Origin of the sequence: Moorena sp. SIOASIH, from assembly GCF_010671925.1 — a bacterium.
In the GTDB taxonomy this organism is placed as follows: Bacteria; Cyanobacteriota; Cyanobacteriia; order Cyanobacteriales; family Coleofasciculaceae; genus Moorena.
The window spans coordinates 799,030-822,625 of the sequence record NZ_JAAHIH010000006.1; the positions used below are offsets into that span (position 1 = coordinate 799,030).

General features: G+C 42.9%; 28 protein-coding genes. 17 read left to right on the forward strand and 11 right to left on the reverse strand.

Going from position 1 to position 23,596, the window contains the following annotated elements; translation table 11 throughout:
* Positions 1-231 precede the first annotated feature (231 nt).
* The 5 genes from F6J90_RS35620 to F6J90_RS35640 all read left to right on the forward strand — a co-directional run bounded on the left by F6J90_RS35620 (position 232) and on the right by F6J90_RS35640 (position 3,775).
* On the forward strand, positions 232-417 hold the full coding sequence (locus F6J90_RS35620) for a hypothetical protein (RefSeq protein ID WP_293104986.1): 186 nt from the start codon (positions 232-234) through the stop codon (positions 415-417).
* A gap of 29 nt (positions 418-446) precedes the next feature.
* Complete coding sequence (locus tag F6J90_RS35625) at positions 447-2,237, forward strand: M61 family metallopeptidase (protein ID WP_293104989.1); 1,791 nt, start codon at positions 447-449, stop codon at positions 2,235-2,237.
* 127 nt (positions 2,238-2,364) lie between these two features.
* Entirely contained in the window at positions 2,365-2,976 is a 612-nt protein-coding gene (locus F6J90_RS35630) for a Uma2 family endonuclease (RefSeq protein WP_293104991.1), read from the forward strand.
* Positions 2,977-3,135: 159 nt separating this feature from the next.
* A complete protein-coding gene (locus tag F6J90_RS35635) occupies positions 3,136-3,438 on the forward strand; it encodes a DUF433 domain-containing protein (RefSeq protein WP_008185608.1) in 303 nt (100 codons plus the stop codon).
* A gap of 1 nt (position 3,439) precedes the next feature.
* A complete protein-coding gene (locus F6J90_RS35640; protein WP_293104994.1) occupies positions 3,440-3,775 on the forward strand; it encodes a DUF5615 family PIN-like protein in 336 nt (111 codons plus the stop codon).
* Between the two features lie 195 nt (positions 3,776-3,970).
* Here F6J90_RS35640 and F6J90_RS35645 read toward each other — a convergent pair whose 3' ends face one another.
* Positions 3,971-4,225, reverse strand: coding sequence for a hypothetical protein (locus tag F6J90_RS35645; protein WP_293067811.1), 255 nt, complete (start codon positions 4,223-4,225; stop codon positions 3,971-3,973).
* Positions 4,226-4,348: 123 nt separating this feature from the next.
* On the opposite strand from F6J90_RS35645, the gene F6J90_RS35650 reads away from it, so the two are divergent.
* The gene (locus F6J90_RS35650; protein ID WP_293068165.1) at positions 4,349-4,612 is read left to right on the forward strand and encodes a helix-turn-helix transcriptional regulator; all 264 of its coding nucleotides are present in this window, start codon (positions 4,349-4,351) and stop codon (positions 4,610-4,612) included.
* Between the two features lie 40 nt (positions 4,613-4,652).
* Here the strand turns inward: F6J90_RS35650 and F6J90_RS35655 are convergent, their stop codons facing one another.
* Entirely contained in the window at positions 4,653-5,645 is a 993-nt protein-coding gene (locus F6J90_RS35655) for an ABC transporter ATP-binding protein (protein ID WP_293104997.1), read from the reverse strand.
* 28 nt (positions 5,646-5,673) lie between these two features.
* Positions 5,674-5,823 (reverse strand): hypothetical protein, encoded by a 150-nt coding sequence (locus F6J90_RS35660; RefSeq protein WP_293104999.1) that lies wholly within the window; start codon positions 5,821-5,823, stop codon positions 5,674-5,676.
* On the opposite strand from F6J90_RS35660, the gene F6J90_RS35665 reads away from it, so the two are divergent.
* Complete coding sequence (locus tag F6J90_RS35665; protein WP_293105001.1) at positions 5,822-5,983, forward strand: hypothetical protein; 162 nt, start codon at positions 5,822-5,824, stop codon at positions 5,981-5,983. The two genes, F6J90_RS35660 and F6J90_RS35665, sit on opposite strands and share 2 nt — an antisense overlap.
* Here F6J90_RS35665 and F6J90_RS35670 read toward each other — a convergent pair.
* Positions 5,952-6,443, reverse strand: a complete 492-nt coding sequence (locus F6J90_RS35670) for a GUN4 domain-containing protein (protein WP_293105003.1) — start codon at positions 6,441-6,443, stop codon at positions 5,952-5,954. The genes F6J90_RS35665 and F6J90_RS35670 overlap by 32 nt on opposite strands.
* On the reverse strand, positions 6,440-6,643 hold the full coding sequence (locus F6J90_RS35675; protein ID WP_293105006.1) for a hypothetical protein: 204 nt from the start codon (positions 6,641-6,643) through the stop codon (positions 6,440-6,442). The genes F6J90_RS35670 and F6J90_RS35675 overlap by 4 nt, the downstream gene beginning before the upstream one ends.
* 674 nt (positions 6,644-7,317) lie before the next feature.
* Here F6J90_RS35675 and F6J90_RS35680 point away from each other — a divergent pair.
* Both F6J90_RS35680 and F6J90_RS35685 read left to right on the forward strand, forming a co-directional pair.
* Positions 7,318-8,067, forward strand: coding sequence for an exosortase, PEP-CTERM interaction domain protein (locus F6J90_RS35680; protein ID WP_293105008.1), 750 nt, complete (start codon positions 7,318-7,320; stop codon positions 8,065-8,067).
* 272 nt (positions 8,068-8,339) lie between these two features.
* Entirely contained in the window at positions 8,340-8,468 is a 129-nt protein-coding gene (locus F6J90_RS35685; protein WP_293105011.1) for a hypothetical protein, read from the forward strand.
* 20 nt (positions 8,469-8,488) lie between these two features.
* On the opposite strand, the gene F6J90_RS35690 is transcribed toward F6J90_RS35685, so the two are convergent.
* Positions 8,489-9,658, reverse strand: a complete 1,170-nt coding sequence (locus F6J90_RS35690) for a patatin-like phospholipase family protein (RefSeq protein WP_293105014.1) — start codon at positions 9,656-9,658, stop codon at positions 8,489-8,491.
* Between the two features lie 608 nt (positions 9,659-10,266).
* Here F6J90_RS35690 and F6J90_RS35695 point away from each other — a divergent pair.
* The 3 genes from F6J90_RS35695 to F6J90_RS35705 all read left to right on the forward strand — a co-directional run bounded on the left by F6J90_RS35695 (position 10,267) and on the right by F6J90_RS35705 (position 15,159).
* Complete coding sequence (locus tag F6J90_RS35695; protein WP_293105017.1) at positions 10,267-12,636, forward strand: CapA family protein; 2,370 nt, start codon at positions 10,267-10,269, stop codon at positions 12,634-12,636.
* 214 nt (positions 12,637-12,850) lie between these two features.
* Positions 12,851-14,218: a poly-gamma-glutamate synthase PgsB gene (pgsB, locus tag F6J90_RS35700; RefSeq protein WP_293105020.1), complete on the forward strand. Its 1,368-nt coding sequence runs from the start codon at positions 12,851-12,853 to the stop codon at positions 14,216-14,218.
* A complete protein-coding gene (locus tag F6J90_RS35705) occupies positions 14,179-15,159 on the forward strand; it encodes a poly-gamma-glutamate biosynthesis protein PgsC/CapC (RefSeq protein WP_293105023.1) in 981 nt (326 codons plus the stop codon). Before pgsB ends, F6J90_RS35705 begins: the two co-directional genes overlap by 40 nt.
* Here the strand turns inward: F6J90_RS35705 and F6J90_RS35710 are convergent.
* Positions 15,142-15,309 (reverse strand): hypothetical protein, encoded by a 168-nt coding sequence (locus F6J90_RS35710; protein ID WP_293105026.1) that lies wholly within the window; start codon positions 15,307-15,309, stop codon positions 15,142-15,144. The genes F6J90_RS35705 and F6J90_RS35710 overlap by 18 nt on opposite strands.
* 10 nt (positions 15,310-15,319) lie before the next feature.
* Here F6J90_RS35710 and F6J90_RS35715 point away from each other — a divergent pair, with 10 nt between their 5' ends.
* Positions 15,320-15,718: a hypothetical protein gene (locus F6J90_RS35715; RefSeq protein ID WP_293105029.1), complete on the forward strand. Its 399-nt coding sequence runs from the start codon at positions 15,320-15,322 to the stop codon at positions 15,716-15,718.
* 1 nt (position 15,719) lies between these two features.
* On the forward strand, positions 15,720-16,667 hold the full coding sequence (locus tag F6J90_RS35720; RefSeq protein ID WP_293105032.1) for a pentapeptide repeat-containing protein: 948 nt from the start codon (positions 15,720-15,722) through the stop codon (positions 16,665-16,667).
* Here the strand turns inward: F6J90_RS35720 and F6J90_RS35725 are convergent.
* On the reverse strand, positions 16,650-16,787 hold the full coding sequence (locus tag F6J90_RS35725) for a hypothetical protein (RefSeq protein WP_293105035.1): 138 nt from the start codon (positions 16,785-16,787) through the stop codon (positions 16,650-16,652). The genes F6J90_RS35720 and F6J90_RS35725 overlap by 18 nt on opposite strands.
* A gap of 433 nt (positions 16,788-17,220) precedes the next feature.
* Between F6J90_RS35725 and F6J90_RS35730 the strand changes: the two genes are divergently transcribed.
* The gene (locus tag F6J90_RS35730) at positions 17,221-17,346 is read left to right on the forward strand and encodes a hypothetical protein (RefSeq protein WP_293090694.1); all 126 of its coding nucleotides are present in this window, start codon (positions 17,221-17,223) and stop codon (positions 17,344-17,346) included.
* 65 nt (positions 17,347-17,411) lie between these two features.
* On the opposite strand, the gene F6J90_RS35735 is transcribed toward F6J90_RS35730, so the two are convergent.
* The 3 genes from F6J90_RS35735 to F6J90_RS35745 form a co-directional block, all read right to left on the reverse strand.
* Positions 17,412-18,356 carry a transposase gene (locus F6J90_RS35735; protein ID WP_293090693.1) on the reverse strand — a complete coding sequence of 315 codons (945 nt, stop codon included), beginning with the start codon at positions 18,354-18,356 and terminating at the stop codon, positions 17,412-17,414.
* Between the two features lie 101 nt (positions 18,357-18,457).
* Positions 18,458-18,658 (reverse strand): hypothetical protein, encoded by a 201-nt coding sequence (locus tag F6J90_RS35740; RefSeq protein ID WP_293105038.1) that lies wholly within the window; start codon positions 18,656-18,658, stop codon positions 18,458-18,460.
* A 101-nt stretch (positions 18,659-18,759) separates the two neighbouring features.
* The gene (locus tag F6J90_RS35745) at positions 18,760-18,906 is read right to left on the reverse strand and encodes a hypothetical protein (RefSeq protein ID WP_293105041.1); all 147 of its coding nucleotides are present in this window, start codon (positions 18,904-18,906) and stop codon (positions 18,760-18,762) included.
* Between the two features lie 175 nt (positions 18,907-19,081).
* On the opposite strand from F6J90_RS35745, the gene F6J90_RS35750 reads away from it, so the two are divergent.
* On the forward strand, positions 19,082-20,077 hold the full coding sequence (locus F6J90_RS35750) for a M23 family metallopeptidase (protein ID WP_293105043.1): 996 nt from the start codon (positions 19,082-19,084) through the stop codon (positions 20,075-20,077).
* Between the two features lie 274 nt (positions 20,078-20,351).
* Entirely contained in the window at positions 20,352-23,594 is a 3,243-nt protein-coding gene (locus tag F6J90_RS35755; protein ID WP_293105046.1) for a CHAT domain-containing protein, read from the forward strand.
* Positions 23,595-23,596: the final 2 nt, after the last annotated feature.

The window sequence follows — 23,596 nt, forward strand, 5'->3', positions numbered from 1 at the left end:
TTTAGTAAAGGGAACAGGGAATAGGGAGTAGGGAGTAGGGAGTAGGGAGTAGGGAACAGCGGATCTGGAAACAGGAAACAGGGAAAAAATCTTGCTTACCTTATAGTTATGAAAAACGCTGTATCATAAGTATATAAAATTAGATATTACCAAAGAGTAAATATTTTTAATTACTGCGTATAAAATTTTTTTATATTAATTTAGTTAGTAAATATAAAAAAAAAATTACAAATGATCGGTGTCTATAATTACATCAAACCAAAGCTGATTGATCATAACACTAAAAACTGTGCTCTCTTTCCTACTATTCTCTGTTCCCTGCTCCCTATTCCCTATTCCCTATTCCCTATTCCCTGTTCCTTCTATGTTTACATCTCAAATGAAAATGCTATCTGGTCAGAGGATTGCTACCCTTAAAGCTAAATCGTAATCCCTCAAGTTGAGTAATGACTGAAGCAAGAACTATTTTTCGGAGCAGCGCAGCCACTAGTACCCTAGCTATTCACTACCATGTCGCTATGCCTCAGCCTCAATCCCATCTGTTTGAGGTAACGCTGCAAGTGGAAGGCTGGGAAGCCCCTTTGTTAGATTTAAAGATGCCAGTTTGGACTCCAGGCTCTTACTTAGTGCGGGAGTATGCTCGACATTTACAAGATTTCTCTGCGGATACGGGTAATCCTACCGAGTCTTTACCGTGGCGGAAACTGGCCAAGAATCATTGGCTAGTAGAAACTGGTGATGGGTCGGCTATCACTGTGCGTTATCGTATCTTTGCTAATGAATTAACAGTACGCACTAATCACTTAGATGCTAGCCACGGTTATTTTAATGGTGCTGCTCTGTTCTTGTTTATCCCAGGATTTGAACAACACCCTTGCCAGGTTACTATCGCGCCACCTCATCCCGATTGGCGGGTGACCACACCCTTACCGGGAGTGTCAGGCAAATTTAATACCTTTGAGGCAAGGGATTTTGATACCTTAGTCGATAGTCCGTTTGAAATTGGTGATCATAAGCTCTATGAGTTTGAGGTTTTGGGCAAACCCCATCAATTGGCCATCTGGGGAGAGGGGAATGCTGACCCACAACGGATTATTGAGGATACCACGAAGATTATCAAGGTAGAAGCTGAGCTGTTTGGGGGTTTACCTTATGATCACTATTTGTTCTTGCTGTATCTAACTGGTAGTGGCTTTGGGGGACTGGAACATAAGGATAGTTGTTCGTTAATTTACTCACGCTTTGGTTTTCGGGCAAAGGATAAGTACAATCGCTTCCTGCAACTGGTGGCTCATGAGTTCTTTCACTTGTGGAATGTTAAGCGGATTCGACCATTAGCCCTAGAAACATTTGACTATGAAAAGGAAAACTATACGACATCGTTGTGGTTTTGTGAAGGAACAACCAGTTACTATGACTTATTAATTCCCCAACGGGCTGGTATCTATGATGCTAAGACGTTGTTAGAGAATTTGAGTAAAGAAATTACCCGGTTTTTAACTACACCAGGCCGTAAGGTGCAGCCCCTGAGTGAGTCGAGCTTTGATGCCTGGATTAAGCTTTATCGACGGGATGCGAATAGTGATAATAACCAAATTTCTTATTATTTGAAAGGGGAAATGGTGTCGTTATTGCTGGATTTGTTAATCCGGGAGCGCCATGGAAACCAGCGTTCCCTTGATGATGTGATCAGGAAGATGTGGGAGCAGTTTGGTAAACAGGAAATTGGCTTTACTCCCCAACAACTGCGAGAGGTAATAGAATCGGTAGCAGAGCTAGATTTAAGTAACTTCTTCTCGAAGACTATTGAGGGTAAGAGGGAATTGCCCTTCAATCAGTATCTCAAACCCTTTGGCTTACAAGTGGTGGCTGTGGATGAAGAATCTGTGCCTTACTTGGGGGTGAAGGTGAAGACCGAGAATGGTCAGGACTGGATCCAGTTTGTGGAGGTGGATTCTCCTGCGGCAGTGGCAGGAGTGGATGCTGGTGATCAGTTACTGGCTATTGATGGGTTGCGAGTCAACGGGGAGCAATTATGCGATCGCTTAAAAGATTACAAAGCTGGTGATGTGATCGAGCTTAGTGTATTCCATCAGGACCAATTGGTCACTCTACCGATTACATTAGGGAAATCTCAACCCAGTCGTTACCAAGTTATGCCAGTTAAGAATCCTAGCAATGGGCAGCAGCAGAATTTTTATGGGTGGTTAGGGGCATCTTTGGCCAAGATGAGTTGAGGAGTAAGCATTCAGCCGTCAGCTATCAGCTATCAGCTTACAGCTGTAAGCTGATAGCTTACAGAAATTGATAATAGCGGTTTACCACTACCAGCATGATTTTATCCTGATAAGGAGTGCGATTGTAATGCTTCAATCTTTAGCAACGTTTATAACTGTTGATCAGTTTATTATCCAGTATGGTGACAACGAAGGCTATGAATTAATCGATGGGGAACTAATTGACATAGAAGCTACTGGACCTGATGAGGAAGTAGCAGGGTTTGTGGGACGGAAGTTAAATGTGGAGATTCACCGAGGATACCCAGATTATGTTATTCCCTACCGATGTCTGATCAAAGTTTTAGGAACCCAAACAGCTTTTCGTCCTGATGTGATTGTATTAGATAAAACTCGGCTCGTAAATGAACCATTATGGCAAAAAGAGCCTGTGATTACGTTGGGAAACTCAATCAAGCTTGTTGTTGAAATTGTTAGCACAAACTGGCAGAACTATTATGCTCGTAAGGTTGAGGATTATGCCATACTAGGTGTGCCTGAATACTGGATTGTCGATTATCTGGGCATTGGTGGTAGAGATTATATTGGTAAACCCAAACAACCAACAATTACAATTTGCACTTTGGTAGAGGATGAGTATCAAAAACAATTGTTCCGAAATGATGATGGTCTTGTTTCCAAAGTCTTTCCATATCTTAGTTTAACTGCTAACCAGATTTTTGCATCCAGTCGAATTTAGATATTATTGTGAGATATATAGCAATTATCGTAGTCATGATGGACAAATGGATCCCCCTAAATCCCCCTTAAAAAGGGGGACTTTGAGGTTGAAAAGTGTACCTCATAACTGCGAAAAATGCTATATAATGGTAAAACCAGTGTATAAATAGGAGACAACATGAGTAGTGTCATATCAAAGCATATTGAAATTACACCGGGGGTCTGTGGCGGCAAGCCTCGCATTGCCGGTCATCGTATTCGGGTTGAGGATATTGTCATTTGGCACGAAAGAATAGGATTGTCGCCGGATGAAATTGTTTCACAATACCCTACCATTACCTTAGCAGATGTCTATGCTGCTTTAGCCTATTATCATGACCATTTTGAGGAAATCAGGCAACAGATTCGTGAGGATGAAGAATTTGCCCGTGATATGCAAGAAAAAACACCGTCCTTGGTTCAGCAAAAGTTAAAGCAGTAAGATGCCTCAGACAATTCGGTTTCACTTAGATGAGAATGTCAACAAGGCCATTGCTGACGGGTTAAGGCGGAGAAAGATTGACGTTACGACCACTAACGATGCAGGATTAATTTCCTCTTCGGATGAGGAGCAATTAAGATTTGCTTACAGCCAGGGGCGAGTGATGTTTACTCAGGATAGTGATTTTTTGAAATTACACAATTCTGGCTTTGAACATTGCGGAGTTGTTTATTGTGTGAAGGGACGTCGCTCCATCGGTGAAATTTTGCAGGGATTAATTTTGATTTGGGAGGTGCTTGAGGCTGAAGAAATCGCAGGAAAGGTGGAGTTTTTATAAGCGATGCAGTGGCCTCACGGGGGTTCCCCCCACTCGCGCTTTGCATCAAGACATGGATTAGTGTACTCAAAAGCCTCGTTCACGCACCCTACAAGATTGCGATCGCACTGCATCGCTAAATAAATGGTATAAGCCCCCCGCTGTTTTGGGGGGTATGGGGGGAGGGAAAGGGAAAAGCGATCGCAAAGCAAACCCTCAATCAACAAAAACCAATCGCCTCAAAACTCTCATCACCTCACCAGGATTACCAGTTGGCACCGGCTGAGTCCACTCCGTTACCTCAGCAAATCCTCTGATGTATAGGGCGTGAATTATTTTTTTTACCCCTTTGAGTGAACCAATCACTATAACTTTGACATATTCTCTGCCAGAAACTGGCTCCCTAGAGGCTTGAAGCTTAATCGATGCTGAGGTGTCTTGGCTAGAATCACCTAGAAAACTCTTGAGCATTTGGCTTGTCCCAAATTTTAGTTAACAAATGTATTCGCAGATCTGCGAATATTAAAAGGCTATCGGATATTCGCAGATCTGTAAAGATTTACTAGCTCATGATCTTTTGACACGATCGAGGTCATGGGAAAAGTAGGAAAAGCGCTCAAACAAACCTTAGCAACCCACGGCATCAGCCAAAACAAATTGGCCGTAACACTGGGAGTTAGACCATCGGTGGTATTTCGCTGGTTTCATGAGCAAACTGATCCTAGCGGGGAAACCATTGCGGATATTGCTAAAGCACTCCAGAGTATCAATCCCTCCGCTGCTGCTGAATTCGTCAAGCTTTACCTGGGGGAATTCATAGAAGACCAAATCGAAAACCAAGACGAAGACGAATCCTAGACTGGCTTTGAGTAGAATAATTCTTGTTGTTTGTTAATTCTCAATTAACAACGCCCCTATTCAGCTCTGGCTTTACCCAACAAGCCACTTCATGATCAACACTTACTAATTCCAAAGTAGGATCGTTCTGCCAACATTTATCAATCACGAAAGAACAACGAGCAGCAAAGGGACAACCTTGGGGATAATTGGTTAAATCTGGTGGTAACCCTTCAATGGCCTGCAAACGCTCTTGGCGCTGTTCATCCAGACGGGGAATACTGTTGAGTAAACCAATAGTATAGGGATGGCGAGGATTTTTATAGATTTCCATCACCGATGCTTGTTCTACTACTTGACCGGCATACATCACTAAAATCCGATCCGCTAATCCTGCCAATAGCGCCAAATCATGGGTAATCCAAATCACCGCCATCCCAATTTCTTGGCGCAGTTTCTTGACTAATTCTACAATTTGTGCTTGAATCGTGACATCCAAAGCAGTGGTAGGTTCATCGGCAATCAGCAACTGGGGATTACAGGCTAATCCCATGGCAATCATGACTCGCTGGCGCATCCCTCCAGAAAATTGGTGGGGATAGTTACTAATCCGTTCCGCTGCACCAGGAATTCCCACTAATTCTAAGAGTTCAATCGCCCTAGACCGTCCTTGCTCTCGGCTCATCCCTTGGTGTAACCGTAGGGCTTCTGTAATTTGCCTTTCTACCTTTAGTACTGGGTTAAGGGAAGTCATGGGGTCTTGAAAAATCATCGCGATACGGTTACCCCGGATTTTCCGCATTTCCCCCTCAGTAAGCTTTTGGAGGTCACGCCCTTCAAAAATGACTTCACCATTGGTAATCTTTCCAGGAGGTGAGGGGATTAGTCCCATAATCGACAGGGCGGTGATACTTTTACCAGAACCGGATTCACCAACAATCCCTAGGGTTTCCCCTTGATTGACCTGGAAGGAAATACCGTTGACAGCATGGACAGTACCAGCTGGGGTGAAAAACCGTGTTTCTAGATTACGAAGGTCTAGGATTGGTGACAAGGGAAAAAATTGAGAATTTCAGTATAGTTTATAGCATAGAGCAAAGGGAACAGGGAACAGGGAGCAGGGAGCAGGGAGTAGGGAGTAGGGAGTAGGGAGTAGTGAATAGGCAAGAGGCAAGAGGCAAGAGGCAATAGGCAATAGGCAAGAGGCAAGAAAGAACAGGTAAGTCGGACATGGGAAAAAATTCTGTTTACTATGAGAAGGGCTATCGTCGATTTCATAGTTCTCTATTCCCGATTCCCGATTCCCGATTCCCGACTCCCGATTCCCGACTCCCCACTCCCTACTCCCTACTCCCTACTTCTATAACAAACATTCATCACATCGATTTTTAATAGTTGCTGCCCAACCAATAGGGGATTCTTCGGCATAAAATATAGCAGCGGGCAAGTGACCTTTAGGAGCTTCTAAACTAAAGGTTAAGTGAGAATAAGAATGCCAAGAATCGGCATCACCTTTGCGCCATCCTACTAGATCGGCGAATTTATTATAATCTTGACTAACTTGCTGCCACAGTTGAGACTGTACTCTAAATCCAAAATGACCTTGACTATACTGCTCCCAAAGATTATTAAGTGTTAGCAAATCGTCGCAGGGAAACTGTAGTAGGTCTGATTCTCTGAGATAATTCAACCCTTGAAGCCATTCTTGCTCTTTTTTACTAACCTTCTGCTGTTGTCTAATGGTTTTAGCTATGGATAAGACAATTTTCTTGGTTTCCAGATCAGCAGCTTTCCATTGGAATTCTATCAATAAGGTTTTAAGGTGAGTGTAGTCTATTTTTAGATTAGTCATAAGTTTAGGGAGTAGGGAGTAGGGAGTAGGGAGTAGGGAGTAGGGAACAGGGAACAGGGAGTAGGGAACAGGGAACAGGGAATAGGGAACAGGGAATAGGGAACAGGAAAAAATCCTGAGGTGCGACCCGTGGAGAATTTAATTCTTAATGGTAAGAGCGCACCTATGTACTTTATAGTTATGAAAAACGCTGTAATCATTGTAATTATTACGATTGGAATTTTCAAGATTTCAATTGTATTTTTTTAATTTAATTTTATGTTCGATTAAAAATCAGCTAAGCCATCAGCAATGTATAACTTAAATCAGCGTTTTTTATTAGAATTAATGAGTATTAATATCTAGGAATTTTAATACTCATTAATTACACAAAAATTTCCCCTACTCCCTACTCCCTACTCCCTACTCCCTACTCCCTACTCCCTACTCCCTACTCCCTATTCCCTGCTCCCTGCTCCCTACTCCCTTTGCTAAACATTTACATAATTCAGAGTTTAATGAATTTTTATTAAATGTTCTCAAGCTTGCTGGATTTACAGATAAAATACCCTTGGCAAGAAAAATCAGCCATCACGTTGAAATAGATAACTACAGTTGTAAACAATCAGCGATCAGCTATCAGCGATCAGCTATCAGCTAATGCGCACGCTACTTGAGGTGCTTATGCGCTATTGGCACGCTACTTGAGAAGTAGCAAACTGTTAATAAGAAAAGAGGTAAGCCTTCGGTTAATCGTAAGCATTCAGCCGTCAGCCGTCAGCCGTTGGCTACGGTACTGTTCGCGCAGCGTGCGCGTAGCCCATAGGCTAATAGCTGAATGCTGAATGCTGAATGCTGATTGCTTACTTGAAAACTTTACTGAGGAAAAATAATCATGACTAGTAAACTAGCGATCGCATTGATCGCAATTAGCGTTTTCGATCTTTCGGCAAAAGGGGTTAGTGCTGCGTCGATTACTCCCATCAACCTTGACGACCTGACCCTGGGAGCAACTATCACAGGACCAGTGGGTCCGACAGTAGATGCATCCTTAATCAATGGTGATGGAAACAGCTTGGGAGACCTGACCAGTAGCGTTTCTTGTCCTGTTGGTTTTCTGAGTTGTGTGCCGCCCCAAAATCCAGCGGGAACCATCTACACTTATATACACAAAGTTACTCCTGGTGTAGAGTTTCCTAACGATCCCCCCTTCCCTCAACCGGATGGTTTACTTCGGTTTGATGATGTCAATCAGTTCGGGTTGGAGTTCAAAGCTGAAGGCTTTACAGGAGTTGCGGGCTATAGCTTTGGGGAAGCGAAGCAGGCACTGGGTCCGAGTGGGGAGTTTTCAATAAAGCTTGATCAAGAGGGCAGTCTAGTCTGGAGCGTTGTCGGTGGAGCAGATTGGAGTACTAATTCCGACACTCCAGAAACCATCTCTTTCTTTTGGCAAACGACACAACCTCCCATTGGTCCATTTGGGACGTTCACGGCTAAGAATGATACTCAATCCGGAACAGGTAATGGTCCATTGCCTCTAGCAGTGCCAGTGCCTGAACCGATGTCGTCTCAGGGTCTACTGGCTCTGGGCTTTCTGGGCTTAGGATTAGTGGTTAAGAGGGCTATCGGCTCTAGTGTCTTTTAAGGGAATTAGTAGTTAGTAGGGAGTCTTGATGCAGTAGCTAGATCAAGACTGCATCAAGACATTGTATCTACCTGATCAGGAATAAAAAGGCTATATCTATTGGTTTGTAGACTGATAATTGGGTGAGCTTTTGGGATAAATGTATCGAGAGGGTGACTAAAATAATGATAGTCAATCCCAATAAGCTCCCCTATTATAAAAAGGGTTTGAGGGGTAGGTCGTTTATTCTGTAAGCTTCTTAGCCATTTATGTCACCCCCCCAGTTGACTTATATGTCAACGGAGGGATGGGAGTTTGTGGCAGCAGCTCCCTTGGGAGGTGGAGAAAGTGCGCTGTATGGGATTGTTGCTTATTGTAAGCGTCCATGTTTAAAAATAGCGACTTCTCTCCAAGAACAATAATGGCAATTTGATCAATAAATTTAAGCTAAGGAAGCCGTTGCTGGCACTTTGTTTGTCTCCTGAGTTTCCTGATTCTCCTGATGCTCCTGATTCTTTTCTATGAATTTTCCAATGTCAACTTTTTTAGTGTCAGCAAATTTTTTGGCTGCATCCAGTAATTTTTTAATATTCTTTGTACTAGCATCATCCATTTCTTCGTTGATTTTTTGATGGAGAAATTTATTTTTTTGATCTTCTGTATCAAGGAACTTACGAGGTTCATCTTCACTGCTTCTTTCCTCAAATCTTTCATTTATGTCAAATTGAAGCCGTAAATAAGCATCGGAATTGATTGCCTTGAAAATCTGTTGACAGGTAGTAGTAGTAATCTGAGCTTGACTTCCCATAAAGACATCGGCTATCCTTCTAGCCCATCCAAGACTACCCCAGTCAAAAATACCCCAGTATTTCATAGCTTTGTATTTAAAAGGTGTAGTAGTTCTGCCTGTTCCAATAGAAAGAATAGAAATGTTTTCAATTCTGGCTCCTCTTAACATGGCATGAGCAAGGGCTGCCATTTCAGGGCAGTTAGCACCCACTCCACCATCAACGTGAGGAAATTTCCAGTCCCCCCATCTGAATTCATAGGGAGGAAAGAAAGTAGGAGCAGATGCAGAACTCGTACAAATTTCCCATAGTTTCATATCGTTAAACCAGCGTTTGGGTTCAAATTTACTGGTCAAACTGTTAAAAAAAGTTGTGTTACGAGAAAAAGTGTCATAGGCCAGAATTAACAATTCTGCTTTGGAAATTTCGGACACTTTACGCCATGTAATTTCTTCATTCTTGCCTTTTGGTTTTAGCTCCTCTCGTAAGACTTTAATTAATCCTTTATTCGAATACTTGGAGCCAAAGAAAAAGGATATGACTTTACGTAACCATGAAGCATGGAAAATTTCTCGACCTCTGTCTTCATAAACCTCCCTCAGTTCTTTTGGTGTTTTACCTATGGCTAGACCAGCCGCTATGATTGCACCAGTAGATGTCCCGGCGATTAGGTCGAAGTATTTGTTTAAAGGTTGATCTTCCCCTAGTATCTCCTGTACTTCCTCTAGAATTCTTGCAGTTACTACTCCCCGAATTCCTCCACCATCTAAAGCAAGTATCTTGAATTTTTTCTTTTCCTCGTTTTGATCGTTTTGAGATGACATATGCAAATAAATCTCTGCTTGACTTACTTGTACTAAGTCTTCCCTGTTCGGTTATGGAAATTTAACAAGGATACTTCTTTCAGAGAAATTTTTTTTCTGGGGGGGCGACATGGAAGCTAAAATCCATACTGGGTAATAATTTCAGCACCCATAATTAGAGAGAGGGTGGGGAGGGTGGGAAGTGTGGGGAGGGTGGGAAGTGTGGGGAGGGTGGGAAGCGTGGGGAGATGGGGAGATGGGGACTTTACAAGGCTAGGGAGTAGTTAGTAGGGAGTCTTGATGCAGTAGCTAGATCAAGACTGCATCAAGACATTGTATCTACCTGATCAGGAACAGAAACGTTATATATTTATTTTTGTATTAAGTCGCGAATCATGATATAATGCCGCGCCCTGAAACTGTGATCACGGAATTGTTTTAGGGACTTGCGTGTAAACAAAATAGCGATTAAAGTATATTGGGAAAAGTAATATTATCTACAATACTCAAAAAAACCAAACTGTTTTTGCCGACCCTACCAGCTAAAAGCTTAAACTCTGATAACATATTTTAGTCATGATTCTTCTTTTAATTGCTGTAATTCTAAATACTACATTTTGAAGTTGAAAATGTGGATTGTAGCACTAAGGGAGATGCTGGCGAATCTGATGCAATGGCCTAGGAAGTGGCCTAGAAAATTCACTATCCGTGCAGTACGTGGAGGAGTTTGTTGTTTTGTATTAGTCCTGTGCTTTACTTTATGGCCTTACCCTGGATCAGCCCAAGCCTGGTCTCTCCGGGAATGGTTAAATACCTTAGTCGCTCAAGAAATTAGTCTAGGGCGTCAGTATCACCATACCCCCCTCCAGGTGCAGGGAACAATCCTGGAAACGGGGGGTATGCCTCTGGGTAATATTCCGGTTCGCCTAGGGCAGGAAGAAACAATTACTAATCCATCAGGGCAGTATCGCTTTCCCTTTATGCCCCGTCATAATGCCCTGTTGGAAATTGATGCTCCTGACTATTACCAGGAAGTGATTCCTCTAGTTCTGGCCTTACCCCTGACAGTCTCGGAAGTGGAAGTAGAGCCGATTGCCCTGGTGAAACGGACAGATTCGGAGGCCAGGCTTCTGTTCGGGGGAGATGTAGCGATGGGTAGGCGGTTTCTCGACCCAGAAGAGAATACCCCCCGCAATCGGATTCCTAAAAATAACCCTGATGCGCTGATTCAAGCATCCCATCCGAGACGGGGCAGTGCCAAGGTGTTAGAAGGTTTACAGCCTCTGTTCCAGCCTAAGGTCAGTGATTTTCGTAGTGTCAATCTGGAAACTCCTGTCCTGGATGACCCTAGGACCCCCCACTGGGCGAAACCCTACAGTTTTTTCACCCTCCCTGAATCAGTCCGCCAGCTGCGCAAACTAGGGGTTGATTATGTAGCCCTAGGGAATAATCACCTCTGGGACTACTTAGCTTCTGGTTTGACTACCACTCTGGAGCAGTTACAAACTATTGGCCTGGCCTACAGTGGCGCTGGACTTACCCCAAATGCAGCCCAGGAACCCGATCACCGACAATTGGGCAATACCAATTACAGCCTATTTTCCTTTACCTCAATTGCAGGCGATCGCTATCGAGAACCCCTACAGTTTGTGGCTAGCGACCATCAGGGGGGTGCAGCAGACTTGCGGGACATAGCAACAGTAAAATCCGTAATTGCGGAGGAACGAGAGCAAGGGCGTTTCCCGATTGTCCAAGTCCACACTGGTACTGAATACACCTATGCCCCCACGTCTTATGGGAGGGGTCTGATAGACCAAGTGGCGAGTGCTGGAGCAGGGCTGGTGGTGGGACACCATCCCCATGTGGCTCAAGGCTTAGGGTTTCGTCAGGGTGTCCCTTTATTTTATAGTCTTGGTAACCTGGTGTTTGATTCCGATCGCCTGGAGACCTTACTGGAATTGGTAGCCTTGGTGGATATCGAGAATGAAGACGTGACGAGGCTCCAGGTTATTCCGATTTATTTGGAAGACTATCGTCCCCAACTGATAGGGGGAGACCTAGCCAATCGGTTTATCCGGAGGATTGGGGAGTTTTCTGAGGATGGAGTACTGGTTTATCCCTATCTAAATCGGGGTTGGGTTTCCCTGGAAGGGGCTGATGGGTCTGATGTCAGGATTCAAGACTACAGTATAGATGTTCCGGTCATGATCAATAAGGATGGCTGGGGAGTAGTGGATTTGCGGGGGCTGGCTCCGAGTGAAGCCTCTCTATATCAGGTGCAAGTCAGCGCTGGTGAAGTCTCCCAACTCCGTTTAGGGCGGGATTTAATGGGATTTGGTGAGGCAGAAGATTGGGACATGGACTCCAATGAACAAGACCTCAACCGCTGGGGGGTATCTAAGACAGGGAAGACATCCTTTCCGTGTTATCAAGGAGCCTATCGAGGTATCACCGGGATTTGTCTAGAGCGATCGCATCGCAATCTGATGGTGGCTGTGGTTCCTTTTCGTCATCGGATACGGGTATTTGGAGATGCGGTTGATCGCCCTCAGAAAGACCTGACGATGGTGGGATATGTACGGGGGGAAAATGCCGGTCCGATAGAGCTGAAAGTCCGCTATCGTGCCAGTGAAGGGGAGCAAGGGTTTGGGGATAGGACTGTATTTACTCACCCTGGTCATACTTTTGACTGGGAACGGATTGTGGTAGACTTAGCAATGCCTGAGGATAAGCCAAAGGAGCAGGTGGCCAATCCTAAAAAAGATAATCCTCGTGCTGTGATGCTCTGGTTGCGTCACTATCCTCCCCAAGAAGGAAAGGGGCTAGCAATGTTCGATGACTTTGCCTGTGTCAGTTGGGAAAAGCCCCTAAATCTGAACAATCCGATTCAGCTTTCGGTGCCTCATGCCCTTGACTTTTTACGGTTGACCGGTACCCCTGGTCTAGTGAAACTGCGCTTGACTTTTCGGGCTTTTCAGCCTAATTTTTCTAGGCAGTAGGGACTTCGGAGCAGGGAGTAGGGAGTAGGGTAAACATTATATGTTCCTGATTAGACTAAAACTTGCTATCTATTCAATTTTCGTCTTATATCATGTCAGGATATTACCCTTAATAAAAATCTCCCCATCTTCCCATCTCCCCATCTCCCCACCCTCTCCTTAATTATGGGTATTCAAGACTTGATATTAAATAATTGGGAGGCTTAAGTTTCAGATGTTCAAGGAGGCTCTGCCTTTTTTACTGACTCTAGCCAGCTTGGTAGTCTACATTTTATATTTACTTGTTTCCTATTGGCAATTTCGTCAAAAACGGGATCAAATTTTGTATCGGGTTCATGTTAATGGCATTCGAGGCAAGTCCACGGTGACCCGCTATGTGGCAGCAGTTGTTAGGGCAGCAGGGTATCAAACCTTTGGCAAGATTACTGGTAGCACTACCCATATTCTCCATCCCAATGGTAAAGAGTCTGTTTGGCCGCGAAAAGGCTATGCCAATGTTAACGAGCAAGTGGCAGTGATGCGCTATTTTTTTCGGCAGCAGGTAGAAGCGGTGGTGATGGAATGTATGGCGATTAACCCAGTCTATGGGGAATGGCTGGAAAAAAAAGTGATGCGCTCTCACGTTAGCATCATTACTAATGTTCGCTACGACCATCCAGAATATTTAGGGGAAACTCTGGAAGAAATTGCCCATTCCCTAGCAGTGACTATTCCTGAAAATGGTATTGTGATCACGGCTGAATCAAATCCGATATTACTGGATATTCTCAACAGGGAAGCTAAACAAAGGGGCGCTAAATTGATTGCAGCGAATGCTAGTGAGGTGATGGCTGAAGACCTGAAAGGATTTAGTGCTGTGACTATAGAAGATAATGTTGCGATCGCACTAGAAGTAGGAAAGCTATTGGGAGTTCCTCGTAAACGGGCGGTTCAGGCTATGTGGCAGACTCTCAATGATGAGAGTGCTCTGAAACTGGAATCCTTTAATTGGCGAGATACTGGCATCGTTTGGGCTAACTTGTTTGCGGTCAATGACAGGGAAAGCTTTAATTTACTTTGCGATCGCATTTTTAAACAATATCCTGACCACGCCAAAGTGGTTTTACTCAACAACCGTTCCGATCGACTACCACGAGTAGCGTTATTCGCCAATCTTGCTAAGAGCTTGAGCTTTGATCGAGTGGTTACTATCGGAAGCTGCGAAGCAGAAGTACAAAAGTTATTCGCCAGTGAACCAGAACGTTTAGTGTTACTGGGTGACTCTACTCCTTTTAAAGATGCTCCTGGTACGACCTTACTAACCCAAATTACTGAAATCATAACGGAGCAAAAGATTCTGTTGGTGGGAGCTGTTAATATCCATACTCCTCAAGCCCAAGAACTCTTAAGTTTATTCCAAACCTTAGTCCAGGCTGCGAAATTGGAAGCAGTACTAAAACCGAAACAGAAAAAGAATAAACAGAAAAGGATCCAACAGAAAAGACTCAAACAGAAACGACTCAAGCAGAAACGATTCAAACAGAAAAGAACCAAACAAAAAGTATGTTCGAAACCATCAATACGTCAGAAATCACTCGTTTAGCTTTGCTGATTGGGGCTTATTCAGCCCTTCATTACAAAAAAACGGAAGGGGTAATCCCAGGGGGAATTATTGTTCCAGGGCTTTTAGTGGTAAGCCTAATCTTGTCGCCCATGTGGGGGATTAGCTTAATTGCTTTGGCTTTTGTTTTATATGCTTTCTATCAATGCTACTTTAAACAATCGTCCAAACCTCGAACACCAATGTATATTTTGGCACTGATATCCCTATTTTCAGTTTATCCGATTGCCATCCTATACGACAACTTAGGCTGGATGGAATTATCCCAGGAGAGTCTGACCGGTAGTTTGCTCCCGGCTATCATTGCCTTTAGTTGGCTTAAACAGAAGCGGTTGAAGGTTCTACAAGGTATTGGTATCACTACCCTATTTACAGGGGGAATGGTGGCGACAATTTATTGGCTGGGTTGGTCTTGGCTCGATCTCGACTTTAATATTGTTCATCCTGCCTATGCCGATCAACTGGATATTGAGTTCAATTATCCGATGTTTCAATTTGGGATAGTACTGCTTTTAGGTTACTGGATTTACCAAAAGTCATCCGTACGATCCGGTGGTTATATTGTTCTTTCGGCTGCTGCTGCTTTGTTAATGCAACCCCTGAGTGCGGTGGCTTTTTTGCTGGGATGCTTGTTAGTTGGTACTTTAAGTTGGTTTATTTCTCGCTATAGCCTGATCATAGGACTTAATCGTTATAGTTTGGTGTTATTTATGAGTGTAGTCTATGTTTGGGGTGTGGAATTATTAGTACTACTAGTTAATCCGACATTAGTTCCCTTCCGGGGCTTAAATTTATTAGTTGTAATTGCTATGATATCCTTGGTGAATGATGCCCTACTGTATTGGAAACAAGGAGGGCTAAAGTATATGACGCTTATTGGTTTGGTGGCAATTGTTATTCATATATTAGCAAATAATATATAGGAAAGGGAGTAGGGAGTAGGGAGTAGGGAGTAGGGAGTAGGGAGTAGGGAGTAGGGAGTAGGGAGTAGGGAGTAGGGAGTAGGGAGTAGGGAGTAGGGAGTAGGGAGTAGGGAGTGTGGGTAGTTTATTAGAATTTTTTGCTAATTGCAAAAGCGCTGCATTGCTTGATCATAATACTAAAAAATTATCGGATATCTTGACACTATTCCCGATTCCCGATTCCCGATTCCCGATTCCCGATTCCCGATTCCCGATTCCCGATTCCCGATTCCCGATTCCCGATTCCCGATTCCCGATTCCCGATTCCCGATTCCCGATTCCCGATTCCCGATTCCCGATTCCCGATTCCCGATTCCCGATTCCCGATTCCCGATTCCCGATTCCCGATTCCCGATTCCCGATTCCCGATTCCCGATTCCCGATTCCCGATTCCCGATTCCCGATTCCCGATTCCCGATTCCCGATTCCCTGCTCCCTGCTCCCTGCTCCCTGCTCCCTAAAACCCAATAATTTGTACCTCACCCAATTGCAAACCCCTGTATATAAAAAGGATAACTAAGATGAAGCAGTTACTGTTACTGTTAGCTTTGGCGGGACTTCTGAGTTTAGGGAGTGCGATCGCTAAATTAAATTCCCCTCAACCTCCGGATCTACAGTATCTGCTAGACCGTGGTGAATGTTCAGCTTGTGTATTAGAGGGGGTAAATCTACAGGGGCTCAATTTTTATTTTGCTGAGCTAGAAGGAGCAAATTTGCAACATATTCATGGCAAAGGAGCTAAGTTTGAGGGGGCAAATTGTGAGAAAACTCAATGGCAAAATTCTAAGCTTCAATATGCTGATTTTATGGATGCTAATTTGAGCCATGCTAGCCTACAATATGCTGATTTAATGGTAGCAAATTTCAAGGGAGCAAACCTGATTGAGGCTGAGCTAGATTATGCTAATCTCCAAGGTGGTAAGTTTCAAGCTGCCCAAATCAGTAATGGACATTTACAGAGTGCTAACTTGGCCTATGCTCATTTAGAAGGAGCTAATCTAGCTAATGCTGATTTAAGCAACAGTCGGTTGGAAGGAGCAATATTGAAGGGGGCTAATTTGCAGGGAGCAAGTTTAGCAGGTGCTAATTTGAAGAAAGCTAATTTACAGGGGGCTAATTTAAAAGGGGCTAATCTAAATTTTACTAATTTTACAAACGCTAACCTATCTGATAGTTATCTTGGGGGAGCAATGCTAGACCAAACCAACCTTGAAAAGGCTGTGCTGGAAAGAGCTTGTTTCGGTCCTGTGGAATGTACTCTTAAAACAAATTCAATGACATCGTTTTCAACAGCGGCTACTTTCAAAGAGGTTAACTTCAATGGAACCAACGTAAAAGGAACAAGTTTTAAGGGAATTGATGGGGAAACTATTCCCTGGGAAAGTATAGAACTGTGCAATACAATTTTACCTGATGGAGTGGTAAGCGACCGGGATTGTGGGAATTTAGAATTAAGAATTGAGAATTGAGAATCGGGAGTCGGGAGTCGGGAGTCGGGAGTCGGGAGCAGGTAAGAGGTAAGAGGCAAGAGGTAAGAGGAACCCACCCCTAACCCCTCCCAGGAGGGGAAGGCAAGAGGCAAGAGGCAAGAGGCAAGAGGGAAAAAATCCTGTGTGCCTGATAGCTATGAAAAACCTTTTAGTAATTTTATCATACCTTGATGATGTTGTGATCCAAAATTACTAAACCACAAGTATTGCATTCCCGATTCCCGATTCCCGATTCCCGATTCCCAATTCTTAATTCTCAATTCTCAATTCTCAATTCTCAATTCTTAATTCTTAATTCTCAATTCTTAATTCTCAATTCTTAATTCTTAATTCTCAATTCTTAATTCTCAAAAAAAATAGCCGTAGAAATACTATCCACGGCTATGTCAATCACATATGTCAGAAGTTTCCAAAACCCTTGGCCAAGGGGGGGAAACCCCCTTTTAGGTGTATGATTTTAATATTTATGCAGAAGATAGAGAAAATGAGGGAGAAAAACAACCCATAGGTAAAGGCATTTGTTGAATGACAGATGCCAGAATACGTAAAAAACCTCGTCGAAAACAACTTAAAGACAGAGGTTGTTGAGAGTGGGTCGAAAATTGCAACGGATCGGCGTCGAGGCCATCGTCGTCAGTTTCAACCGATAAACTACTAGCAGATAAACTAGTGTCAGTTAATCCTCCGACGCCAACCAACCAAATAGTCGCCACAGCAATAGCGTTACCATTGTCTTTCGGCACGTTTGGGGTCAGTCATTTTGGTGTGATGCCAACCAAAACCACCACGCTTAATGTCTTTGAACAAGCATTCAATCCAGCTACGCATACTATACCAGTAGATTTGAGCCTGTTGTGGACTCAAATCCGTTAACATTAACCAAGGGTCAGCATAACCGTGATCCCAGCGAGCTAAGAGAGTGCAATCGACACAGTTGCTTCGGAAACATCTGACTCGACCACTCCAATGCTGACCAACCTCAGTGATTAGCCCAGACAGAGGTAATTTCGATGGGGGTTGGTCACCCAAAACCTGGGATGGTTGGTAATATCCTTGAGCATTAATCCGCATCAAAGGATGCCAGCCATTAGCCACAATCCCTTGATAAAACCATTTAGCATACAACCCTCGGTCTGTGGTGACTATCACAAACCAATCATCCGGGATCCCCTGTTTGACCTGATTTAACAGCTGATGCCAGTAAGGTTGCCAACTCCCTTTTTCGGTTGCACCCACAATTTTCCAAGCTACAGGTATTCCACAGCCACGGTAGACCACACTAATTACCAAGACTGTAAAACGCTTACCCAATGTGGATGCATCTGCAGCCAGCACCAGGCTTTTTTGATCGGATGACCACCAACTTAATATCCACAACAATAAGAAGGCAAAGCTTTCACTGACTTCTATTTCTTGTCGCTTTCTGCCATATTTGTGACTTTTTTCCTTGTACCATTGCCTTAACTGCTCTCTGACATTGTTTTCTGATCGATGTTGGATTTCTGCTAAAAATACGGCTACTGTTGATAATCCACAACTTTGAGTGATGGCAATACCAAAAAAGCGACCCATTGCTAATCCCACTGCCTGAGATTTGCTCAGATGAGGCATCTTCCTCATCACTACTCTGAACCATTCTTGATACCCTTTCGGAATCTGTGTGATCATCGATGACAGTCCAATGGTGTACTAAGGTTTTTAGTTCTTTTTTCCTCTTTTGTTAAAATCATACACCTGAAAGGGGGAAACCCCCCCATAATTTTAAGGTGTTATGGCAACAACCAATACTTGGTCATGGTAGTAATTACTTCTCCTGGAATATCAGTCGGTTCTAGAGGAGTCCACTCCGCGATTTCTGCATAGCCTAGGGAATAAAGCATCTGGATACTATTGATTACTGATTCACGAGGCCCTTTGAGAGTGTGCTCAGTCGGTTGTTTCTTGAAATTGCGAGTAAAGTTGTCTGACATAGTGAAAAACTTCAACTTGGTTTATAGTGATTATTGTAATGATTATAAAATTACTTGTCAAGGGTTTAAAAAAGTTTTTTTTGGGAAGACGCTAGATAATTTTAGTTTTTAATATAATTTTTTGTTGGTATATAGCAATTATAGGACTTGTGAGGTACACAATTTCGGTATTTTAGGGAACAGGGAACAGGAAACAGGGAACAGGGAAGAGAAAAGAGGGAATAGGGAATAGGGATGCGCTGCCTCAAGACTTTACCTCATAACTGCTAGAAACGCTATAATAATTTTATAGATGCAGGGGTTTCCAATTTAATCAGGTACACAGGATTTTTTACCTACTCCCTGTTCCCTGTTCCCTGTTCCCTATTCCCTATTCCCTATTCCCTATTCCCTGTTCCCTGTTCCCTATTTAAGGTTAAAATTATGTCCAACAATCCTAACTATGATGCCCTTAAGGCAGCAATGAAATCTTTGCACGACCAGACAGTATTTCCTGTGGCTGGTAAAGATTTCCGTCATATTGGATCGACGTTTATGTGTCGTACAGAAATCGATTCTGTCTCCTCAGACTTTCACCGTGGTATTGATGTTGGAGAAATGGATGGTAAGGCTGGTGAGGATGATATTGTTGCTCCCTATGACGGGGTTTTTTGGGGATACCGGGAATACTCTGGTGCTGGTTTTACGGTGAGGCTACGTCATCAGTTTCCGACACCGTTTACTTACTATGGCAAAACAGTCAAGTATTTTTATACCTGGTATTGTCATCTCGACAAAGACAGCACGTTGCCGATTGTTAGTGGTTGGAAAAAAGGAAAAGATGGAGAAGCGATTAGTGCTGGTCAGTTAATCGGCAAAATGGGAAAAAGTGGAGAAACTAATGTCGTTCATTTGCATTTTGAGATTAGGATAGGTACTAATAATTCTTTAGAATATCAATTAGCAAATCCTCAGGTGACTCAATGGGGCTTCGATCCACATATTCACCCAATGCTACTCTACCAACCCCACGCTCCAGCCGCTTCACCATCGTTAACTCAGGTTGGTAGCTGTGTACCAGGAAATCCTGTGGTGCTGGAATATGCAATACACCGGGAGCAACCTCTGCTTAATCGAGTTGAAACTAACATTATTGATGTTAGTTCGGAAATGGCGGTTAAATCTCATGTTATTGATTTAAATCTCCGGGAGGGAATGGATCCAACGGAAACAGCAAAATTGGATAACCTTGACCGGGATAAAACTCATTTTGAGTCTATTCCCTTTGGGTATCATCCAACAGTAAGTGAGTATAAGACGAAAATAATTATACCTGCTGAGTATATCTATAGTTACTTTAATTCTAATCACCAACTGAAGATTGAAGTATCTGATATTTGGGATTATAAAGTGGGTGAATCTTTGTCTCTTAGTGTTTAGGGAGTAGGGAGTAGGGAGCAGGGAGCAGTGTCAAGATATCCGAGGAGTTTTTGGTGTTACGATAAATTAAGATTGCTGGTCATAATTTATTTAGAAATGCTATAATTTATTAACTCTTGGCTCTTGGCTCTTGCCTTTCCCTAAGAGATGGCAGTAGACAATGCTGAGAGTAGAAGAAGATTGGTGAATTTAGGGCGATTTAGATAAGTCTAATTTGGTAATGAATATTGTCAAGCGGTTGTATTATTGTTTAATAACTATTAAAGAACGGTTGATGGGGAGAAATCGCAAAACATCTGATCCCCAATTCGAGTTTATATTAGATGTTATACAAGCAATTGAAGACAGTAATGGTGACGCGCAGGTAGTTTATCCATTACTGGCAGCAAATATAGACAAACTTAATGAGAAGTTAGCAGAAAAATTGCAGGATTGGGCAAGAATTAATCTTGCTAAAAAAGAAGCAAAGGTAAAATTTATAGCAGATTTTATTGGCAATTTTAGCAATCGAATTCGGGAATTTACCTTGGGTGAAAAAGTCAGCAATATTGAAATTGCCATCACTGGCTATGAAGTCGTACTAACAGTCTACACCCGTGAAGCATTTCCTATTGAGTGGGCAATCACACAAAATAATCTCGGTATTGCTTACGCTTACCGAATCAAAGGTGAGAAAGCACAGAATATAGAAAATTCGATCGCTTGTTACAAAGAGGCTCTTAGAGTTTATACCTTTGAGGCATTTCCTATTGAGTGGGCAACGACACAAAATAATCTCGGTCATGATTACTATGACCGAATCAAAGGTGAGAAAGCACAGAATATAGAAAATTCGATCGCTTGTTATCAACAGGCTCTTAGAGTTTATACCTTTGAGGAATTTCCTATTGAGTGGGCAAGGACACAAAATAATCTCGGTCATGATTACTATGACCGAATCAAAGGTGAGAAAGCACAAAATATAGAAAATTCGATCGCTTGTTACAAAGAGGCTCTTAGAGTTTATACCTTTGAGGAATTTCCTATTGAGTGGGCAACGACACAAAATAATCTCGGTATTGCTTACTCTTACCGAATCAAAGGTGAGAAAGCACAGAATATAGAAAATTCGATCGCTTGTTACCAACAGGCTTTTACAGTCAGAACCTTTGAGGGATTTCCTATTGAGTGGGCAGAAACACAAAATAATCTCGGTATTGCTTACTATTACCGAATCAAAGGTGAGAAAGCACAGAATATAGAAGAGGCGATCGCTTGTTATCAACAGGCTATTATAGTATTAAACTTTGAGGAATTTCCTATTGAGTGGGCAACGACACAAAATAATCTCGGTAATGCTTACGGTGACCGAATCAAAGGTGAGAAAGCACAGAATATAGAAGAGGCGATTGCTTGTTTAAAACAGGCTCTTACAGTCACAACCTTTGAGGGATTTCCTATTGAGTGGGCACAAACACAAAATAATCTCGGTAATGCTTACGGTGACCGAATCGAAGGGGAAAAACCACAGAATATAGAAGAGGCCATCGCTTGTTATCAACAGGCTCTTAGAGTCAGAACCTTTGAGGCATTTCCTATTGAGTGGGCAGAAACACAAAATAATCTCGGTATTGCTTACTCTGACCGAATCAAAGGTGAAAAAGCACAGAATATAGAAGAGGCCATCGCTTGTTACCAAGAAGCTCTTAGAGTCAGAACCTTTGAGGAATTTTCTATTGATTGGGCAAGGACACAAAATAATCTCGGTGGTGCTTACTCTTACAGAATCAAAGGTGAGAAAGCACAGAATAGTGAAGATGCCATCGCTTGTTTCCAACAGGCTCTTAGAGTCAGAACCTTTGAGGCATTTCCCCAAAGCCATGCAGAAACTTTATTCAACCTAGGGCTGACTTACCAAGACATTAGCCAGTTTACCTCAGCATACAGCACCTTTGCATCTGCCATCGCTACCGTAGAATCTTTGCGCGAAGAAATAGTTTCAGGTGACGAAAGCAAACGCAAGCAAGCAGAAGAATGGAACAAACTTTATATCAGCATGGTAGAAGTCTGTTTAGAATTAACTAATATCACCGAAGCCATTGAATATGTTGAACGGAGCAAAACCCGCAATTTAGTTGAACAGATCCTCAGCCGTGACCTGAAAACCATCTTTCCCGCAGATGTTGTTACTCAACTAGAACAATACAGGGATGAAATAGCCATAGGTCAATATAAAATCCAACATGGCAAAGCTGAAAATCCAACAGCCCTGGCACAACATCTCCAAGAATTGCGACAACAGCGGAATGAATTGCAAAACCGCTACTTACCTATCGGTTCTAGCTTCCAGTTTAAGCAATTTCAGCAAAAACTGGATGATCGCACCACCATTGTGGAGTTTTACATTACACGGGATAAGCTACTTACTTTCATCTTTACTAACCAAACCCAGCAGCCTATCGTTTGGGAGTCTCAGCCAAAAGACTTAGATCAATTGGTAAATTGGGCAAATGGATATTGGCGAGCCTACAGCACAAAGAAATTCCATTGGCAACGTCGCCTGACTACCCGTCTACATTTGTTGGCGCAAATTCTGCACATTGATGACATCATTCAGCAGATTCCTCCAGAGTGCGATCGCTTAATTTTAATCCCCCATCGGTATTTACATTTGTTCCCCCTTCATGCGTTACCTATCAACAGTCAGCAGGTAGAAGCTACATCTAAAATTCTAATGGATCAGTTTCCAGCAGGGGTAAGTTACGCTCCTAGCTGTCAACTACTGCAACTTACTCAAAGCAGAAAACGCCCAGAAGATTTTACCCACCTATTTGCGGTTCAAAACCCCACTGATGATTTGGTTTACACTAACCTAGAAGTAGAAGTGATTAAATCATTTTTCAAGGCTGCTGAAGTCTTAGCCAGCCAAGAGGCAAAGGAAGCTGCTGTCAAAGTAAATGAGAACTTGACAACAGCGCACTGTTGCCACTTTTCCTGTCATGGCTCTTTCAACCTAGAATCACCTCTAGAATCGGCACTGGTTTTAGCGGAAACTAAAACAGAACAGATAGTCCAAGACCAAACTACAGAAGATGGATTTCTGACTTTAGAGGAAATTTTTGGCCTCAAATTAGAACAATGTCGCCTCGTCACTCTTTCGGCTTGTGAAACCGGATTAATCGACTTTAATAACACCAGCGACGAATACATTGGTTTACCAAGTGGTTTCCTAGTTGCAGGTAGTCCAGCGGTAGTTAGTAGCCTGTGGACAGTAAACGATTTGTCTACAGCGTTGTTGATAATCAAATTTTATGATAATCTGCTAAACTACCAGATGTCCTTAGCAGTTGCTCTTAACCAAGCGCAATTCTGGCTGCGGGATACCACAAAAGAAAAATTAGAGGAGTACATTGATAATTTGCCTTTGACTTTTGTTCAGAAATACCTAAGTAAGGCTAAGTTTCACAATTTTGATGACAGCGATAAACCCTTTGAAGCCCCATTTTATTGGGCTGCATTCTGTGCGATTGGTCAATAGGA

Coding starts and splice junctions, on each gene's coding strand:
- F6J90_RS35680 (WP_293105008.1), top strand. CDS start 7,318: ATGACTAGTAAACTAGCGATCGCATTGATCGCAATTAGCGTTTTCGAT.
- F6J90_RS35720 (WP_293105032.1), top strand. CDS start 15,720: ATGAAGCAGTTACTGTTACTGTTAGCTTTGGCGGGACTTCTGAGTTTA.
- F6J90_RS35705 (WP_293105023.1), top strand. CDS start 14,179: ATGTTCGAAACCATCAATACGTCAGAAATCACTCGTTTAGCTTTGCTG.
- F6J90_RS35750 (WP_293105043.1), top strand. CDS start 19,082: ATGTCCAACAATCCTAACTATGATGCCCTTAAGGCAGCAATGAAATCT.
- pgsB (WP_293105020.1), top strand. CDS start 12,851: ATGTTCAAGGAGGCTCTGCCTTTTTTACTGACTCTAGCCAGCTTGGTA.
- F6J90_RS35650 (WP_293068165.1), top strand. CDS start 4,349: ATGGGAAAAGTAGGAAAAGCGCTCAAACAAACCTTAGCAACCCACGGC.
- F6J90_RS35620 (WP_293104986.1), top strand. CDS start 232: ATGATCGGTGTCTATAATTACATCAAACCAAAGCTGATTGATCATAAC.
- F6J90_RS35690 (WP_293105014.1), bottom strand. CDS start 9,658: ATGTCATCTCAAAACGATCAAAACGAGGAAAAGAAAAAATTCAAGATA.
- F6J90_RS35685 (WP_293105011.1), top strand. CDS start 8,340: ATGTCAACGGAGGGATGGGAGTTTGTGGCAGCAGCTCCCTTGGGAGGT.
- F6J90_RS35665 (WP_293105001.1), top strand. CDS start 5,822: ATGGGAAAAAATTCTGTTTACTATGAGAAGGGCTATCGTCGATTTCAT.
- F6J90_RS35630 (WP_293104991.1), top strand. CDS start 2,365: ATGCTTCAATCTTTAGCAACGTTTATAACTGTTGATCAGTTTATTATC.
- F6J90_RS35645 (WP_293067811.1), bottom strand. CDS start 4,225: ATGCTCAAGAGTTTTCTAGGTGATTCTAGCCAAGACACCTCAGCATCG.
- F6J90_RS35635 (WP_008185608.1), top strand. CDS start 3,136: ATGAGTAGTGTCATATCAAAGCATATTGAAATTACACCGGGGGTCTGT.
- F6J90_RS35640 (WP_293104994.1), top strand. CDS start 3,440: ATGCCTCAGACAATTCGGTTTCACTTAGATGAGAATGTCAACAAGGCC.
- F6J90_RS35755 (WP_293105046.1), top strand. CDS start 20,352: ATGGGGAGAAATCGCAAAACATCTGATCCCCAATTCGAGTTTATATTA.
- F6J90_RS35675 (WP_293105006.1), bottom strand. CDS start 6,643: ATGATTACAGCGTTTTTCATAACTATAAAGTACATAGGTGCGCTCTTA.
- F6J90_RS35735 (WP_293090693.1), bottom strand. CDS start 18,356: ATGATCACACAGATTCCGAAAGGGTATCAAGAATGGTTCAGAGTAGTG.
- F6J90_RS35740 (WP_293105038.1), bottom strand. CDS start 18,658: ATGTCAGACAACTTTACTCGCAATTTCAAGAAACAACCGACTGAGCAC.
- F6J90_RS35730 (WP_293090694.1), top strand. CDS start 17,221: ATGCCAGAATACGTAAAAAACCTCGTCGAAAACAACTTAAAGACAGAG.
- F6J90_RS35625 (WP_293104989.1), top strand. CDS start 447: ATGACTGAAGCAAGAACTATTTTTCGGAGCAGCGCAGCCACTAGTACC.
- F6J90_RS35660 (WP_293104999.1), bottom strand. CDS start 5,823: ATGTCCGACTTACCTGTTCTTTCTTGCCTCTTGCCTATTGCCTATTGC.
- F6J90_RS35695 (WP_293105017.1), top strand. CDS start 10,267: ATGTGGATTGTAGCACTAAGGGAGATGCTGGCGAATCTGATGCAATGG.
- F6J90_RS35670 (WP_293105003.1), bottom strand. CDS start 6,443: ATGACTAATCTAAAAATAGACTACACTCACCTTAAAACCTTATTGATA.